Consider the following 18,402-nt stretch of genomic DNA (forward strand, 5'->3'; position numbering starts at 1 on the left):
ATTTGTTACACGGGAATGAATGACAAGTCCTGAAGCAAGGCTGGCTCCTCTCCATCCAACGCTTCCAGCAGAATGGCGAGCCGGTTCGATTGTTCCTGGAACCAAGGCCCCGGCAAGTAGAAGGAGTCCTGAGAGCCTCCCGTGAAGGCCGGACGCGAGCGGCTGCCTTGCAGCCATAGGCGGCCTACGAGCTGCCCGCCGAAGAGCACCGACATTTTCAAATTCGAGCCTCTCGCCTTAACTCTCCACCCCTTCCCTTCATTCGACTCGCCAACCTCTCCCAGCAGCCAGGCCATCTCGCCGGCCTTCATGGCGAGGGGAAGATCGATCTGCGCCGCGTCCCGAATCGCTCCGGCGTCGGCCAGAAGCTGCTCTTCCTGACAGGAGGAGATTCGCCACTCCTTGGCGGATACGCCTTCGTAGAGGATCACCCTCCCGGAGGATAAGCCGGGCAGTCTCTCGACGAACACCGTCAGCTGCACTTGCTCTCCAGGCTTAACGAAGGATGTGATGTCCACGAATGGCTCCGACGGCGTAACCGGCCCCGCGTCATTCCCGTCCACGTAAACCTTAGCCGGCACCTCTATCCCATCGAAGTGAACCGTCCACGAATCCAAGTCGCTCGCGGCGGCGAAGCTGTTGCGATAATATTCAAGGGCGGGCCGCGCCGCCGATAACCAGCCTCCGAAGCCTACGATCGGCCACAAGGAATCGTCCGCCTCTCTGCCGACAAGCTCCTCTTGGAGCGTCCGATCGTTTACGGCTTTTACCCGCCAATTGCCTCTCAGCGGGGTTACGTTCGTAACCGATACGAGACCCTTCAAGCCTTTCATCGCGTGCAGACGCAGCGAGGGAAGCCGTATGTCGTCGAAATTGCTATGCCCCCAAATCTCCGCCCTGACCGTTAGGACATCGCCTTCGGTTTTTGAATCAAGCGGAACATACCGGCTGGACCCGCCAGGGACGATGGTGGATATGTAGGTATTCCCTGCATATAGCGAGATGACGTCGCTTGCTTGGCGAACGAGAATGCCTTGGCGCCTCTCGGCCAGGTTCGGCTCCGTCTTCGTCTCGTACCAGGCATAGCCTCGATATATACCGTAGACTTCCAGGAAGTCGGCTTCGCCTGCGATAGCGCCGTGGCTGCTGCTGCCGGCTATCGGCTTATTCGCCGGTATCGAAGAGAATGACCATGGAATCGGAAGCGGAGCGGCCTCTTTGGCATATTCGAGCTTCTGCCCGAATAGAATTTCGCCGTCCTCCCTGACCTCTTCGATCATCAACGCTTTCGAGCGCTCGACCGCGATAAGCTGCAGCAGCTTCCCGTCCGGGAGAGCGATCTTGCAGTAGGCGGGCTTGCTCGCATCGAACGTCCATACCATCGTGCCCTCCGTCTCGTCCGTGCTCAAAGGGACTGCTTCCAGAATCGTTGATCCTTCGATCCGGAGGGCGATCTCCCCTTCGCTATCGGTATGGAAGACGAGAGTCGTTCCCGAGGCGCTTGATCGGCAATCGCAAAGTTCGGCCGTGGCGTACAAGAGCGTTCCTTCGATTCCCCACGTGCGGAGTGGAACGCCAAGCGGCAGCGCGACCGAGCGCCAACGGTTCAGAACAAGCTTTGAGCGCTGAGGAAGCCGCATGCCGCCGAATTCGAAGGACGCTTCCGCCGGAGCGTCCGCTACGCTTGAGACGAAGCCAAGATATCCGCCGTCGCGAAGCTTCAGCGCGTGACATCCCGCCACGGCTTCCCTCGGCGATGCGATCGTCTGGACGGCGTCCGCCGCCGCAGGTTCGGCTTCCGCCAACGAGGCGCCGTACGCCGCAATCATTCGGGCCATCAGTCTTCCCTCGTAAGCTTCCGGGCGCACGTGCCCTTCCGGCGAGATCATGCCTCCGAAATCGTAATCGGAGGTTAGAAACGCGAGCGGCTTTCCCCAATTATTCGTGGCGTTCGTGAAGCCGAAATCCGTTCCGGACACTTGCAGGTACGGCCCCAGCAGCTTGGCTCCGCGGGACAGCAGCCTTCTAAGCAGAAAGTGGGAACGATTCGTTTCCGTCACGAGCAGCGGATGTCCCATGCCTTCAAGAAGCGATTGATAGCTGCCGACCTTCTCCTCGAAGGCGGGATCGCGGTCATTCGGATAGAAATTGCAGGTAGGCACCACTCCGTCCGCAAGCCCCGAGGCTTCGAGCAGGCCGCCCTGTCCGGCGCAGGCGATCAACGGCACCGTTATGCCCCGCTCGACCGCCATATCCCTAAGCGCCGATATGTATCCTAGAGGGTCCGCGCATCCGAAGAAATCCAGCTCGTTGTCGAGCTGTACGGCGACGATCGTCCCGCCTCCGCCGATCTGGAAGCTGCTCAGAATGGGGATAATGCGGTCGAACCACTTCGCTGCCGCGCGAAGAAACGCCGGGTTATTGTCTCTTATCGCCATGCCCTCCTCCCCGTAGAGGTAAGCCGGCAGCGCCCCTCCGTCCCACTCGGAGCAAATGTAAGGCCCCGGACGCGCCAGCACCCGCAGCCCGACCTCCGATGCCGTCTCCAAAAATGCGCGGATATCCTTCTCGCCGGAGAAATCCCATTCGCCTTCCCGCTGCTCGTGATAATTCCAGGGAAAATAGACGTCGATGCAGTTATACCCGAATGACTTCAGCTGAAGCATTCTCTCGCGCCAGAGCGCCCTCGGGATTCGGAAGTAGAACAGCGACGCGCAAAGAACGATTTCTGACTTTCCTTGAATACGGAATACGTTCGAAGAGAGGTGTACCGGCGACATGGCCGAAGCGTTCGATTCCATTGGTCATCCTCCGTGTTCGCGAAGTTTTTGTAAGGGGTTTCATGACTTCCTGGGCGATTTCTGCCGATTCTTCCTCCAATTTGCCGCATTATGAAACCTGTTACATGTAACGGGTTTCATAACGGGTAAAAAAAAGAACGAGGAAGTCGCGCTTTGCTCGTCGTCATCTGTGAAAGGGGTTTCATTTTTGATAATGCTATTCTATATTCTGGATTTATCGTCTGTCAATCATTGCTTTGGAAAAATTTTCGAGTCGGGCGCAACCGGACGCGTTCCCTCCCCTCGCAGCCTTTTTGTATGGTACTATGTTTATGACTATTTTGATATAAAAATAACTCGAAGAAAAAGAGGGAGAGCATGAGACTCGAAGCTCCGCTGGGCATTTACGGCTTTCGGTTCAACGACCTTCCAAACCAGCCGTTATGCAGCCTGTACGCCGTGGGACACGAAACGATCCGCGATTCTTCCTACGACTGGGACGGCCTGACGCGGTCGGACGGCCCCTTATATCTGTTTCAGTACACCGTGCAGGGCGAGGGGATATTCGAATACGAGGGAACGCCCGAGCGGATTCACTCAGGCCGGGCGTTCCTTACGGAAATTCCCGGAAATCACCGTTATTATCATCCCGGAGGCTCCGAGCCGTGGGAGTTTTATTTCGTTTTGTTTCGCCCCGTCCTGATAACGCCGCTGTGGGAGGAGATCGTCTCCGCGATCGGTCACTCCCCTTCGTTCGATGCGGGCAGCTTGCCGATTCAGGCGCTCAAAGACATGTTCTATGCGGCGCATTACGGCAAAATAACAGACGCCTATAAAGCCTCCGCGTTCGTCTATCAATTCGTCATCGAATTGCGTAGAGCCTGCGCGGCCGTCGGCCAGTCTCCCGAGCAGCGGCCCGAGCTTGTCCGGAAGGCGGTTCAGTACCTTGACGCGAATTATGGTCAAAGTCTGGGCCAAGAGCAGCTTGCCGCTCAGCTGGGCGTTTCCAAATTTCACTTCCTGCGAACGTTCGCGAGGCATGTCGGCATGACCCCCAACGAATACGTGAACCGGAAACGAATCGAACGGTCGATCGAGCTGCTCCGGACGACCGACTGGAGCATTGATCTGATCGCGGAGACGGTCGGTTATTCTACGGGCAGCTATTATATCAAAGTGTTTAAGAAGCTGACCGGCGGTACGCCGGGAGATTACCGCGCGGCGGGGAATCACCTGCAGTTCAACAAGCTTTTTTTTGATTAATAGAGAGCAATTTTGTGCTATGGGCGACCATTTTTGTTGTGGAAAATAGAAGGCGTTTTCAACTATGATAATTTCATATATGGCTATAAGGAGGGCTCCATTTGTCCGTACATCATCCTGAATATACAGGCTATCTCATGGTTCACTTTATCGGCGAGCAGCCGGACGGAGAGCAAGTGTACTTCTCCTACAGCGAGAACGGCCTTCACTGGAAGGACTTGAACGGCGGCTTGCCGGTACTCCGTTCCGAGCTCGGCGAGAAGGGAGCGCGGGACCCGTTCCTTATCCGCTCGCCCAAGGAGGACAAGTTCTACCTGATCGCCACGGACCTTCGAATCGCGAGCGGCAAAGGCTGGGGAGCCGCCGTCGAGGCGGGAAGCCGGGACATTATCGTGTGGGAATCGGCGGATTTGGTCCGCTGGTCTGAGCCGCGGGCCGTCACGATCGGCGTTCCAGGCGCTGGCTGCGTATGGGCGCCGGAAGCCGTATACGACGAGGCCGCCGACGAGTTTCTCGTGTTCTGGGCCTCCGCGACGCAGGGACCGGACGAGCAGGAACGGAAGCATAAAATTTACAGCTCCCGCACCAAGGATTTCCGCAGCTTCACGCCGGCCGACATTTACATCGAGCGTGATAGCCATATCATCGATACGACCATCATCGCCCATAACGGCGCTTATTACCGTTTCTCCAAGGACGAAACGACGAAGAACATCGTCGTCGAGAAAGGCGCCTCGCTGGACAAGTCTTCGTTCGTCCCCCTGCGCGTTCCGGCGCTCGAGAGCTTGTTCGGGGTGGAAGGCCCGCAAATTTACAAGCTGAACGGCCGCGAGGAATGGTGCCTGATCGTAGACCGATTCGCCGAAGGAAAAGGCTACCTGCCGCTCTTAACCTCCGACCTGGACGGCGGCGAATTCCGGGTGCTTCCGGATGAGGCGTTCGACCTCGGGAAGACGAAAAAACGCCACGGCGGCGTCCTGCCGATTACGGGCGAGGAATGCGCCCGCCTGCTGGCGGCCTTCGGCGACGGCCATCAGGTTCTGCCCGGCCAATTCGCCGATCCCGACATCGCGAAGTTCGACGGCCGCTACTATATCTATCCGACGACGGATGGCTTCACGGGCTGGTCGGGTACCGCGTTTCGCGTGTTCTCATCGGATGATCTGCGCCTCTGGAAGGACGAGGGCATGATCCTGGATCTCGCCACCGACGACGTGCCTTGGGCTGTCGGAAGCGCATGGGCTCCGGCCATCGCCACCAAGAACGGGAGCTACTATTATTATTTCTGCGGCAAGCTGCCAAGCGGGCAAAGCGCCATCGGCGCGGCGGTTGCCGAAACGCCTGTGGGGCCGTTCCGCGCGATGCCGGAGCCTCTCCTTACAATGGATCAAATGAAGCGGCTCGGAATCGCCATGGGTCAAGCGATCGATCCGTCCGTTTATTTCGAGGAAGACGGCACGCCGTACCTGCTGTTCGGCAACAGTCACGGCGCCATCGTGCAGCTCGGGGAAGATATGGTGAGCGTGCTCGAGGATACGATGGCCAATATCGACGGCCTGCACGACTTCCGGGAGGCGGTGACCGTACTGAAGCGCGGCGGACTGTACCACTTCACGTGGTCCTGCGACGACACCGGAAGCGAGGATTACCATGTCAACTATGGCACGTCGGATAAGCTGTACGGACCCGTCGAGTACCGCGGCACGATCCTGGCGAAGAACGAAGAGAAGGAGATGCTCGGCACCGGCCATCATTCGATCCTTCGTGATCCGGATAGCGATCAATATTGGATCGCCTATCATCGTTTCGTCACGCCGCTTTCCCGCTTCACGGAAGGGAAAGGCTTCCATCGCGAGACGTGCATCGCCCCCCTCCTCTTCGGCGAAGACGGGCTGATGCAGCCGGTACGGCTCTAGAAGATAAGGTAAAACGGAAATTAGGGCTCCGCTAAGTGGCGGAGCCCTTTTCTATGCCGCTACCATGGATGCTGATGGCTAACGGAAATGAGCGACCCTATTTCGAATAAATCGGCTTTATTTCAACGGTTAACGGAAATGAGCGACGTTATTCCCCTGTTTTCATGGCGATTCTAATCAAAAGTTGCGTAATAAAGGCGCTCAGTTCCGCTAGCCACTCCAATGACTTCATTTTCAGATGAATAAAGGCCCCTAGTTCCGTTAGCATCAGACATGTTCCGTATCTTTGCTCGACTTCTCACGTGTGAGAGATATATGAGATCAACGTGCAACAAAGTGTTGTACCTTTTCGTTTATTCCCATAAGATTGCATCCCAGGGGAGGTCATTGAAATTCGAAGAGGATTCCTTTTATCCATTGTTGTTTGTATCCTATTTGTGGTTCTAGCCTCATCGCTCCCTTCGACTGCGTATGCTTGCTCCTGTGCACAGCCTAATTCGGTAGAGGATGAATTCAACCGTTCTGAAGCCGTCTTTGCCGGACGCGTACTGGAAGTCGAGCAGCAACGGAATCGGTCGAATACGGCTGTGCTATTCGAAGTAGATCGGATATGGAAAGGCGGACCGGATTCACAAGTCGTCATTCACACGGGAAGCGGCGGCGGAGATTGCGGATTTAAATTTCAAGCGGGCAATGAATATCTGGTCTATGCCAGCTTATCGGATATGTATGGTGAAATGCAGCTTACCTCCATTATTTGCGATCGGACCTCGGCGCTGAACCTATCGGGGGAGGATATCAACCTTCTTGGAGCTCTTAGCGAAGAGAAATTACCGACCAAGCAAGTGAAGCTGAGCCTCGGGGTGGAAGCAAAAAAACAACCGTCGTCAGCTCCCGAGCAGAATCCAAACGATAGCTTGCCGAATCTGACATGGATGATTGGATTAGGAATAGCGCTGGGGTTGCTTGGCCTATTCGTTTGGATGAGAAGGAAGAAGCCGTGAGACAAGAGGAACAGCTGCTAACGAAGATGGCTTTCTCCTCCATGCCGCCCATACGAATAACGCCATCACATTTCGTGATGGCGTTCCGTTTGTCTGGAATCGTGGGGATCGTAAATCTCGTAAATCTGATCCAGCCTTTCCTGTAATCGATCCAATCGAACAAACCGATCCTCTCGTATATACTCCTTCCGATCGATAATCAGGAGCATAATCGGAACGGTAAATATCAAAAACTTTTCCGCTACCTCTTCCACTTGATTGGCATGAATATGACCTAGATGAATTCGCGGGTAATCCTCCAACAGCTCTCTTAGCTTAGGAAGCAGAGCATGACATACGCTGCACTCCGGTCTGGATATATATATAAAAGCCATTTCATGATTTTCAAGAAATTTTTCAATCATCTCCATCGATGTTAATTCAATCAGCTTTTTCATTAATTGTTTCTCCCGTGTACGTTCCGATAATCCGCCGCAGAGCCTCAAGCGAGACACGGTCGACGAACCTGCTGAACTTTTCTTTGCCTTTGGCATTTGCCTTGTAGTAATCGATAATAGCCGTAATCGCTGAGACAAGATCATCTCCCGATATCCCGGATGCAAGCCGTTTGGCGACTGAAGCTTTAAGTCCTTTCGGTTCTCCGCCTACGTATATATCGAAGGTGTCCCTCATCTTGACGATCCCGATGTCCTTCAGCAGAGGCTCACTCGTGCCGAGTCCGCAGCCCGCAAACCCGACCTTCAAGGGTACCGGCGTTTCGATTCCCGCAATGGCTTCGTTCAGGAAGAGCGCCGTTTCTAAACCTGCCTCTTCCGCGCCTTTGCAAAAGTTGCAAGCGATTAAGCTCTTTACGACGAAGCCCGGCGGGGTTATTTCAAGGCCGGCATTTCTTAACTCATTGACGATATGTTCACGACGATCGAACGGCACTTCTATATAAAGCTGCTTAAACGGCGTCATCTCGATCTTCGCTTCTTCACCTGCCAAAGCGCCGATTGCCGCCAGCTGCGCCGGGGTGAAGAGGGTTCCTCCTACTTGTATCGTCGGATTGACTGCAATCTTGACAACCTCTCCCATAATGGTTTCCCTCCTATAGGTTGGTAACGCTGCACCTATTCATTCGCGAACGTCACCTTGCCGACTCCAGAATACCCCCACACCGTATAATTGTCAATCAAAAAATTACCCCCCTACCCTATAATAACAATAAATCAATTTGCTGGTTCAGGCAGCGGGTTGATTTTTTTATCACAATATCGTAATATTACGATATATTGATTTTAAAAATACGAGGTGCTTCCGAAATGGATAACAATTTTAATCGGTTCAACGAAGCTTCGGATATATTGAAGGCACTGGCTCATCCTGTCCGCCTCTGCATTGTGAAGGGTCTGCTTCAGAAAGGCCATTGCAACGTCGGCTATATGCAGGAATGTCTGGACCTGCCGCAGTCTACCGTATCCCAGCATTTGCAGAAGCTTCGCCACTTTGGAATTGTCGCCACGGAACGCAACGGTCTCGAGGTCAACTACACGATTGCCGACGAGAGAGTCAAAGACATCATAAGAGTTTTCTTCGGGGAGGAATCATCATGAGCAAAAAAGTATTGATTGTCGGCGGTGTCGCCGGAGGCGCATCGGCCGCAGCGCGGCTTCGCCGCTTAGATGAAGAAGCGCACATTGTCATGTTCGAGAGAGACGAACATATTTCTTTTGCCAATTGCGGCTTGCCTTACTATATCGGAGATGCCATCAAGGACCGGTCCAAATTGCTTGTGCAGACGCCGGAAGGAATGCATAAGCGCTTTAATCTCGACATTCGGACCGAGAGCGAGGTAACAGCCATTGATCCCGCTCGCAAAACCGTACGCGTAAGCAGCAAAGAACGCGGCGCGTACGACGAAAGCTACGACTACCTTATTTTATCTCCGGGAGCGAAGCCTATTCGTCCATCTCTTCCAGGTGTGGAAAGCTCCAAAATATTGACTTTACGCAACGTTGCCGACACGGACCGCATCAAAAACCGCGTTGTCGATTCGAACACGAAATCGGCAGTCGTGATAGGCGGCGGTTTCATCGGCGTGGAAATGGCCGAAAATTTGAAGGAGATTGGACTCGAAGTCACCTTAGTCCAGTCGGGATCGCAGCTGCTTGCCCCATTCGATATTGAGATGTCTCACATGCTTGCGAAGGAGCTCGAACAGCATGGCGTCAATCTGATCTTCTCGGACAGCGCGCAGTCCTTCAAGGAAACGGGAGAGCAAATCCAAATCGTGCTTGCTAGCGGTGCGGTCTTGACAAGCGACATCGTTCTGCTCGCGATCGGAGTTGCGCCCGATACCGGCTTTTTGAAGGACAGCGGACTTGCGTTCACGCCGAAAGGCCACATCGTCGTCAACGAAAAGCTGGAAACGAATCTGGATGGCGTATATGCCGTCGGCGACGCGATCGAAGTGGTTGATTTCGTTAATGGGCGGAAGACGGCTATCCCGCTCGCCGGTCCGGCTAACAAGCAAGGCCGGATCGCAGCCGATAATGTTTGCGGGTTAGGCACGACCTACAAAGGATCGCAAGGAACCTCCATCATTAAAGTGTTCGGCCTGACAGGCGCGGCTACCGGCAATAATGAAAAAACGCTGCAGCAGCTAGGCATCCCGTACCAAGTGACGTATGTGCATCCCAGCTCGCATGCCTCTTATTATCCTGGAGCCACTCCTATCACGATCAAGCTGATCTTTAATCAGGAGGGCACGATTCTTGGCGCTCAAGCCGTCGGATCTGCGGGCGTGGACAAGCGAATCGACGATATCGCAACCGTCATTCGGCTTCGGGGCACGGTGAAAGACTTGACAGAGCTTGAGCTTACCTACGCGCCTCCTTATTCTTCGGCCAAAGATCCTGTGAACATGGCTGGCTATACCGCGGAGAATATCTTAGAAGGCCGAACTCAAGTTTTCTTGCCGCAGGATTTGAAGAACTTCGATCCGAGCAAAATGACACTCGTTGACGTTCGTACTGAAATAGAGCACAACAACGGCCATATTCCGAGATCGCTCCTGCTTCCCGTTGACGAGCTGCGCGACCGCTTGGGCGAGCTAGATCCGAACAAGGAAATCTGGGTGTACTGCCAGGTTGGGTTACGAGGCTACACCGCGTCTCGCATTTTGCAGCAGAAGGGATTTCGCGTACGAAATTTAACCGGAGGCTACAAAACGTATAAAATGGCGACCTATCAACCGCAAGGCTTGGATAATCATCAACTGACAGCGGCGGCAGTCGAGCAGGAGCATTACGAGACACGCGCCGATATGGAATTGGATGCTTGCGGCTTATCCTGCCCAGGTCCGCTAATCGAAGTGAAACAAAAGATGGATCAGCTGAAGCCGGGGCAAGTGCTGCGCGCAACGGCATCCGATCCCGGATTTTACGAGGATATTCGGGCATGGGCGCAAATGTCGGGCAACGAAGCCTTCCAAGTCGGCAGGACCGAAAACGGTATGATTGAAGCGTATGTAAGAAAAGGCGCTCCCGTCTTCCCTTCCGCTTCCGCCGATGCTTCAGCGCGTCCGGACGGCAGCTCGATGGTTGTGTTCAGCGGCGATCTCGACAAAGCGATCGCTTCCTTCATTATCGCGAACGGAGCGGCAGCCAGCGGGAAGAAGGTCACGATGTTCTTCACCTTCTGGGGACTTAACGTGATTCGAAAGCCGGAGAAGGTTTCGGTTGCGAAAAGCTTTATCGGCCGCATGTTCGGGCTCATGATGCCTCGCGGCAGCAAGAAGCTTTCCCTGTCCAGAATGAACATGATGGGCTTAGGCACCAAAATGATCCGGGGCGTGATGAAAGGGAAAAACATATCATCGCTGGAAGAATTGATAGCAACCGCGATAGACCAAGGGGTCGAGGTGGTCGCTTGCCAAATGTCGATGGATGTCATGGGCATCCAGAAAGAAGAGCTGATCGACGGCGTCAAAATCGGCGGCGTTGGCTATTACCTGGGTAAGGCCGATCAATCGGGCATTAATTTGTTTATATAATGGACACAATCCGCCTTAATCCATACAAAAAAACGTCACCACGGGATGTGGTGACGTCTTTTGATTTATTCGTCTATCCTTCCAAGCGCATGCAGCGTTCTTAAGAGAACGGCTGCCGCCTGCGCGCGCGTCGTAGTATGTTTCGGGCTGAACGTATGCTCGCTTGTGCCGGTCATGATCCCCAGCTTCACCATCAATCGCACATCTTCCAAATAAGACTCGGTTACGCTACCGATGTCATGATAACCGTCCAAACTCGACAATTCCGTTGTTGTCGGCAGCTTCTCGAGGGCAATGACCGCGGCCAGCATGCTGGCCATTTCCTCGCGCGTCAGCTGCTGATTAGGCTTGAAGCTGCTGCCAGGCTCGAATTCCAGCAAGCCAAGTTGCTTCGCTTCCGATACTTCGGCGTAGTACCACGCACCGGACTTCACGTCGTCGAATGGCGCCGCGCTTACCGTCGATGCTCCTCGGCCGAGCGCCCGGACCAGCATGGCGGCGAACTCTGCTCTAGTGATGGCTTTGTCCGGAGCGAACTTTCCGCCTCCAATCCCTTCAACAAGCCCTTTCGCCGCTGCTTGTTCAATATACGATGCACCCCAGTGCTTGAGCGCATCGGTAAAGCTCACCGAATTCTCGGCCACAACGTAAACGCTGTTGGAATACGAGTCGATCGCGATATACCAAACACCGTCGATCCGAACCTTCTTGGCCGGGACGAATTCGAATTTCCGGTCGGCTTCGTTGTACCGGAACGCTCCCCATAGCAATGGCATGCTTGTTACGTTCTTCGGCATCGGGATGATTCTAGTCAACGCTTGACTGAACTTGTCCGCCGTTCCGACCGTTTCCTTCGTCTTCACGTTCACGATATCGATGCGGAAGTCGACAATCGCGCCCATTGGGCTGCCTTGCGGCAATCCGCTTGCAAAAGCCGACAGCATTTCTTTGTTGTCGGATTGGTCAGTCAGCGTAATTTTGAAGCTGATCTCATCCGCTTTGAGGTTGTTCTCCGCCAGCAACTCCGTCAATCCCGGTATAAGCGATGCCAGATTGACGGGTACCTGATAACTCCCGTATGGCGTTTTGATCTCAATAACGAAGCTCTCGTTTTTACTTCCCAATCGCGTTAATGCTGCTGCCGGGATACTGACATATGCTTCTTTTCCCTTAGGAGTAACCTCCAACGTAACGGTTGGCTTCGACGCGTCCAGGCTAGTCGGATCAAGCGGCTGGCCATTCAAGTCGATAGGAGGTGAATCGTTCGGCGTAACGATGATCGGCGTAAAGATATGGTTGACGTTGATTCGCTCGACCACTCCGTTGCCGGCCTCATCTTCCGTATAGACCGTATACGTCCCGTTTGAAGTTACATCGAAGCGGTCGCCCGTCATCAGCGTGCCTCCGCTTGCGAAATAGTCTACGGTCAGCGACCCCTTCGCCCATTTGGTGGTCACAATATCGCTGCCCGTTCCGTCGGTTGCCGCTGTCACGGTCACCGTTCCCATGGTCGACGTTGCAGGCGTCGGGGTCAAAGCTATAGTTGGCTTAATCGAATCCACAATAATGCCGTTCGTCCCCGTCGCCGGAACGTCCAGAGGAAGATCGACACCCGACGCCGTAAGGGCTGCGCCAACCGGCAGGTCGATTTCCATTCCGATTTCGATGCCATCCGTGTCGAGGAATCCTTCTTGCACTTCGTACGCGAATACGAGCTTGTTCCGTTCGCCTGCAGGCTGTTCGGTATAGGCGGAGTAAACCGTTGCCGTATCCGCCCCTTCGCCTATCACGATCGGCAGACGCGGCGTGCCGGCCGGAGCATCGACAGGTCCTTCGTAGCTGATGACGAAGGTCAAGGCATCGCCAATTCCGTAATATCCGGCGCCGGGAATCTCAACATCGTTGATTTCAGGCGCGGGAATCTGGATACGGAGTTTGTACCTTCCATAAGCGTTTCCGTTCTCGTCCGCCGTTTCGATCATGATTTCGTTAACGCCAGGCGTAACGGTGACCTTTTCGGATGCGCCTGCTGTTCCTGCAATGGATACCGTGGTGTCTGAATCGGCCTGGACGACGCCGATATCCACGAAATCGATATAACGGTCCGATGTAATCGTGTATAGGCCTTGCTCGGAGTCGAAGACAGGAGGACTCCTCGTCAATAAGGCTCCCGGTGCCGTTACGCTCAAGCTGGTAAGCTTAGCGGCTTCGAACTCGTGATCGAAGATCGGGTATGTCGTTCCCTCCATCATGGCCCAGGTGCCTGCAAAATTCCAGGCGGCATTGGCATAGGTCGACTTAGCTTTCATCTCCGCTGTGCCTTTTCCAGCGGCGCCGCTTCCTCCGGCCGATCCTGGTTGAACGCTCGCCTCGACATCCCAGAAGGAATTGGTTACGACCGTACCGGTGCTGGAGCCGATCAACCCGCCAACTCCGGAACTTGCATCGGATGTTACTTGCCCGGCTGCATAGGAGTCGGTCACGGTCCCACCATCCGCTTCGCCGATGAGTCCGCCAATATGATCGGCTCCGCCTGATCCAATGACGTTCGCCGTGGAATACGTCTCAATCAATTCTCCTTGCGATTTCCCGACAACTCCCCCCGCACCTTGGCCGGTAACCGTCACCGTACCTGTAGAATAGGCTTGACTAACGGTGCCGCCATCGAGGAGCGTTCCGACGATAGCACCGGTATGAAGCTCTCCGGTGATCTCCACATTCGTCATGCCGATATTCTTGATCGTGCCCGACGCTACACCGAAAAAGCCGATATTCTCTTCTTCTCCGCGATCAATAAACAGGTTGTGAATCACATGACCGTTGCCGTCAAAAGATCCCGTGAAAGGATTGTCGGCGTCCCCGATCGGAACCCAACCCATCGCACCTTTGTCACTCAAATACTCGGACAAGTCCATATCATTATGAAGAATATAATCATCGTTCAATTGATAACCGTCACCAGCGCCCGTGCCGATCGCCGCCAGTTGTTCGACGGTCGAGATACTATGGGGATAGTTGCTCCCGTCCTCCCGGTTGATTTGAAGCGTGTATGTTAGCTCATAAGGATCGTTTAACGTGCAAGGTTCCTCGCATGCAGCTGGAACCGCCGCGCCGGAGCTCGACACCGTTATGTGGATGATGTTCGCTCCTTCGTTAAGATCAATCGTTTCCTTGTCGGAATTGCTTCCACGATCAATGGAAGTTAAGCTGCCCTCGGCATTCGCGTATACGGTCACTTGATCGACCTCATTCGGTACAGTGCCGGAATACGTTAGATGATTCCCGACGAAGGACGGATCCAGCATAATTGGAGCTCCGTTATCCGAATCGGATCCAACCGTAACCTCTAACGCGTCCAAAGCAATTCGATCGAACGTTTTACGATGCATGGGATAAGTCAACCCTTCGATGATTCCCCATGGGCCGTCGTCGGCGAAATTCCAGCCTGCAAAGCTAGCGCTTTCCGTCATATTCTCTTCAGAGAGGGGTTGTCCGCCTGCCGAAACACTCGTCAAGTCGCGATTATAGTAACTATTTTCAATGGTCCAATTTCCGTCTCTCTCACCGATTAATCCTCCGATAGTAGAACCAGTTACCATTACAGACGAATAGGAATTCCGAATCGCGCTATTCGTCCCATAACCAATCAAGCCGCCCACCGGATCATCGCCGGTGACTGTTCCGGTTACATATACATTCTCGACGATAGTAGAGAGTTGGATATATCCAACCAAACCGCCGATATAGTCGCCGTTGTGTGCATCGATATTCACATTGATCAATCCGAGATTTCGAAATTTAGCATTAGAAGCGAAACCGAACAACCCGAGGTTACTCGTACCGGCCCCGCCCGTATTTATCGTTAAATTCGAAATCGTGTGTCCGGCTCCGTCGAACACCCCTGTGAATGGCGCACTCGGACTCCAACTTCCGATTGGCACCCAATTCCCGCCTGGCAGGTCGGAAAGATCAAGATCCGCGCCCAAGCGATAGTGCGCGCCTAGGGCATTACTCACTTCCTTTAGTTGATCAATGCTAGTAATAATAAAAGGGTCTCCTTCAATTCCGCCCCCTTCGCCCGAGAAAGCCGCATACACCTTGTTTTCTCCGGCATTCCATGTTGCCGATGTCGTGAGGACAACCACAACGAGCAACAATACCAACCATTTGCGTCTGAACAAAGCCCGACAGCCCCCTCTTGTCTTTCAATGAAAAACTGTTAATTTATGTGATTTAATATAAACATATAATTCGCCAAATTTCTACAACTCATTTCGAGATTCGTATCGAAAGCTTTGCCCAATAAATTAAGAAGTTCTTCATAAATTTGATTCTTGGTTATTAAGATTTTCCAATTATAATGAGAAAAAGAAAAGATAGCACGCAAGAAAGGGGAGAAAGGGATGCAGCATAGAGTGGCGCTGGTCGTCGACGACGATAAGGAAATACGCGACGCCATTGAAATTTATTTGAAGAATGAGGGCCTATTAGTATTGAAAGCAAAAGACGGCTTGGAAGCGCTGGAGACTCTCGAATCGAACGAGGTGCATCTCATTATTCTGGATATTATGATGCCCAGGCTCGACGGCATTGCCGCAACCTTCAAAATCCGGGAGCATAGAAACATTCCTATCCTAATGCTAAGCGCCAAAAGCGAGGACAGCGACAAAATACTAGGGCTTCATGTGGGAGCGGACGATTATGTAACCAAGCCGTTTAATCCGATGGAGCTTGTTGCACGGGTGAAATCCTTGCTGAGGAGATATGTCACCTTCGGATCCTACGAAGGCGCAAAAAATACGATCGATCTGCATGGCCTCGCTTTAAATCTGGAGGGCAAGGAAGTATCCGTGAACGGGGAATCCGTCAAGCTGACGCCGATTGAGTACAAAATCGTGGAGCTGCTGATGACGAATGCGGGACGAGTCTTCTCGATTCAGGAAATCTACGAACGCGTCTGGAGAGAGCCGGGCTTCAATGCCGAAAATACGGTTGCCGTTCACATACGCAAAATCCGCGAAAAGATCGAAATCGATCCAAAAAATCCAAGATATCTGAAAGTGGTGTGGGGAATTGGATACAAAATGGAGAAGTAACGCTCTTTTTTTCCTCTATGCTCTCTTGTTGGTCATCGGTCTGAACGGGCCGTTAACGTTGATGGAGCAGGGAGACCATTACCTTCATCGCGATTACTACCAGACGCAGGAATTCCGGCAACAACTGGATCAATACGCCTCCTACTTGAATCTATTCGTGCTCAATTCTCTCTCGGAGCAGGATGCGAAAGCCTCCATTACGGTGGAGGAAGACGATATTGAACAATATCGCTGGATGCGAAACCAGGAGGTTCCTCTAAAGGACCAGATCTATTTGATCCGCAATGAATACGATCCTCTCATTCAGGAAGCCTCTGACAGCGGCAACGACAAGGTGGCCGATTATTACGCGGCGGAGAGAGACGGTAAATTAGAAGAACTGATGAAGCTATTCGAGGATAACGATTATGTCTCGGCCCTTATCCGAGACGAGAAAGAACAAGAGATAGACTTCTACTACAGGCAACGGGAGACTTATCGATCCGAATACAATCACTTGGACAATCAGTTCGACTATTACTTCCGAAGTCCTTCCACGAACATCGTACATACAAGCTTGAACGTGCCGGATGATTCATCCGCTCGCAACGAATTATATGGCAGCAGTCATGCTTATGCTGCGAGCTATACGATTGACATCGGCCATTCGCTGCACTACTCGTTAGAATTCTATGGAACGGACGCTCCCCTCGCTCCTTATCAGGGCTGGATCGCGGTTCCGAAGGACAGCGCTATGCAGGAATCAGCCAAAAGATATAAGCGGGCGCAGTGGAGCCTGTTCGCCTATGGCTTGGCAAGCGTCGTCCTGCTTGTGTTTTGCCTCATTCGATGGAGGAGCGTCTTGTCCCTTCGTGCCGAGACGAGCCGATGGGCAGCCTATCATCGGAAGCTGCCGCTCGATGTTAAACTATTGCTATTCGCCGGAACGTCGGCGCTGACACTCGGCTTGCTGCTAAGCTTGGCGGGTCAATACTCCGGCCTATTCGACGCTCTGTTGCTTTATGGCGGGAAGATGCTGGCCACGCTTTTCCTGGCGGCGGTTGGCATGGCGTTAACCCTTCTTCAATGGCAGTACCTTGTGAACGAGCTGTCTAGCTGGAGCGATATTAGGAGAGAATGGGCGCGATCCTTGATTGTACGGGGCGCCTTGCAGATGAAGTCTAGCTTCGCACGAATCGCAAACTATGTGAAGGACTCTTATCTATATAAAAGCACGGGAATCCGGCTGTTCGCACACTCGATTGTATTAATCGGATTGGGCCTTGCCGGGGGATGGTCAACCTTTTCTTATTTTGAATACGACGACCCCTTCTTCCTGCTCTTCACGGCAGTAATGGCGATCATCGGAATCGCCGTCGTTCTTCTCTCGACCCGGCAATTCGGTTATCTGAATAAGGTGGCCATGGCTGCGAATGAACTGGCGGCGGGGCGAATGCCAAATGAGCTTCCCCCATCCGGAAGCGGCGTCATTGCATCTCTGGCTTCCAATATAAACACGTTAAGGCTCGGCGTCACCATGCTTCAGAATGAACAAGCCAAAAGCGAGAGGCTGAAGACGGAGCTTGTGACGAACGTCAGTCATGATTTGCGGACTCCTCTCACTTCCATTATTACTTACGCGGGCCTGCTGAAGACGGAGGACGCGACCATGGAAGAACGGGCCGCCTATATCGAAATCATTAATCAGAAATCGAAGCGGCTTAAGACGATGATTGACGATTTGTTCGAAGTGTCGACCATGGCAAGCGGCAATGCCAGGATGCTTCTGGAGAAAGCAGACCTCGTCCAGCTCATGCAGCAAGCGCTGGCGGAGTATAAAGAAACGATGGACAGCTCCGACATTCAATTCCGTATTTCCATGCCGGAGGAGCCCCTCTACGCGCTCGTGGATGGACAAAAGCTTTGGAGAGTTTTCGACAACCTGATCGGGAACATGATCAAGTATTCGCTTAGTCACACGCGCGCCTATATCTCGATGCAGCTATCGGATCGACATGAAGCTATCATTACGTTCAAGAACGTATCGAAATACGAGCTCGGCGATAATGCCGAGGAGCTGTTCGAGCGCTTCAAACGCGGGGATACATCGCGGCATACGGAGGGGTCCGGCCTCGGACTCGCGATCGCGAAGTCGATCATCGACCTTCATGAGGGCCGCCTCGCGCTGGAAACCGACGGGGATTTATTTAAGGTTTCTGTTATTTTAAAGCTTCAGGAACAGGATACTAAAGGTTAATCCCTCTCTAAGGACAATAAAGTGGCAGCCATACGGCGGGCGGAACGCATTTTTGCAATCCGCCCGTCGAA

At 53.3% G+C, this 18,402-nt stretch carries 11 protein-coding genes; 7 read left to right on the plus strand and 4 right to left on the minus strand.

What is annotated here, in order from left to right; genetic code table 11:
• Positions 1–5: 5 nt before the first annotated feature.
• Positions 6–2,801: a beta-galactosidase gene (locus NQZ67_RS10140; protein WP_257445124.1), complete on the minus strand. Its 2,796-nt coding sequence runs from the start codon at positions 2,799–2,801 to the stop codon at positions 6–8.
• Between the two features lie 357 nt (positions 2,802–3,158).
• On the opposite strand from NQZ67_RS10140, the gene NQZ67_RS10145 reads away from it, so the two are divergent.
• From NQZ67_RS10145 to NQZ67_RS10155, 3 genes are all read left to right on the plus strand, one after another.
• Complete coding sequence (locus NQZ67_RS10145; RefSeq protein WP_257445125.1) at positions 3,159–4,043, plus strand: AraC family transcriptional regulator; 885 nt, start codon at positions 3,159–3,161, stop codon at positions 4,041–4,043.
• A gap of 101 nt (positions 4,044–4,144) precedes the next feature.
• Positions 4,145–5,959 carry a glycoside hydrolase family 43 protein gene (locus tag NQZ67_RS10150; protein WP_257445127.1) on the plus strand — a complete coding sequence of 605 codons (1,815 nt, stop codon included), beginning with the start codon at positions 4,145–4,147 and terminating at the stop codon, positions 5,957–5,959.
• A 587-nt stretch (positions 5,960–6,546) separates the two neighbouring features.
• The gene (locus tag NQZ67_RS10155) at positions 6,547–6,963 is read left to right on the plus strand and encodes a hypothetical protein (RefSeq protein WP_257445129.1); all 417 of its coding nucleotides are present in this window, start codon (positions 6,547–6,549) and stop codon (positions 6,961–6,963) included.
• A 65-nt stretch (positions 6,964–7,028) separates the two neighbouring features.
• Here the strand turns inward: NQZ67_RS10155 and NQZ67_RS10160 are convergent, their stop codons facing one another.
• Complete coding sequence (locus NQZ67_RS10160; RefSeq protein WP_257445131.1) at positions 7,029–7,400, minus strand: thioredoxin family protein; 372 nt, start codon at positions 7,398–7,400, stop codon at positions 7,029–7,031.
• Complete coding sequence (locus NQZ67_RS10165) at positions 7,384–8,040, minus strand: NAD(P)/FAD-dependent oxidoreductase (protein WP_257445133.1); 657 nt, start codon at positions 8,038–8,040, stop codon at positions 7,384–7,386. The genes NQZ67_RS10160 and NQZ67_RS10165 overlap by 17 nt, the downstream gene beginning before the upstream one ends.
• 227 nt (positions 8,041–8,267) lie before the next feature.
• Between NQZ67_RS10165 and NQZ67_RS10170 the strand changes: the two genes are divergently transcribed.
• Entirely contained in the window at positions 8,268–8,558 is a 291-nt protein-coding gene (locus NQZ67_RS10170) for an ArsR/SmtB family transcription factor (RefSeq protein ID WP_257445135.1), read from the plus strand.
• Complete coding sequence (locus tag NQZ67_RS10175) at positions 8,555–10,999, plus strand: DsrE/DsrF/DrsH-like family protein (protein WP_257445137.1); 2,445 nt, start codon at positions 8,555–8,557, stop codon at positions 10,997–10,999. The genes NQZ67_RS10170 and NQZ67_RS10175 overlap by 4 nt, the downstream gene beginning before the upstream one ends.
• A gap of 65 nt (positions 11,000–11,064) precedes the next feature.
• On the opposite strand, the gene NQZ67_RS10180 is transcribed toward NQZ67_RS10175, so the two are convergent.
• Complete coding sequence (locus NQZ67_RS10180) at positions 11,065–14,772, minus strand: S-layer homology domain-containing protein (protein WP_257445139.1); 3,708 nt, start codon at positions 14,770–14,772, stop codon at positions 11,065–11,067.
• Between the two features lie 630 nt (positions 14,773–15,402).
• On the opposite strand from NQZ67_RS10180, the gene NQZ67_RS10185 reads away from it, so the two are divergent.
• Complete coding sequence (locus tag NQZ67_RS10185) at positions 15,403–16,095, plus strand: response regulator transcription factor (RefSeq protein WP_257445141.1); 693 nt, start codon at positions 15,403–15,405, stop codon at positions 16,093–16,095.
• Positions 16,073–18,331, plus strand: a complete 2,259-nt coding sequence (locus tag NQZ67_RS10190; protein ID WP_257445143.1) for a sensor histidine kinase — start codon at positions 16,073–16,075, stop codon at positions 18,329–18,331. The genes NQZ67_RS10185 and NQZ67_RS10190 overlap by 23 nt, the downstream gene beginning before the upstream one ends.
• Positions 18,332–18,402: the final 71 nt, after the last annotated feature.

The sequence above is a fragment of the Paenibacillus soyae genome, from assembly GCF_024623455.1.
Taxonomy (GTDB): domain Bacteria; phylum Bacillota; class Bacilli; order Paenibacillales; family Paenibacillaceae; genus Pristimantibacillus; species Pristimantibacillus soyae.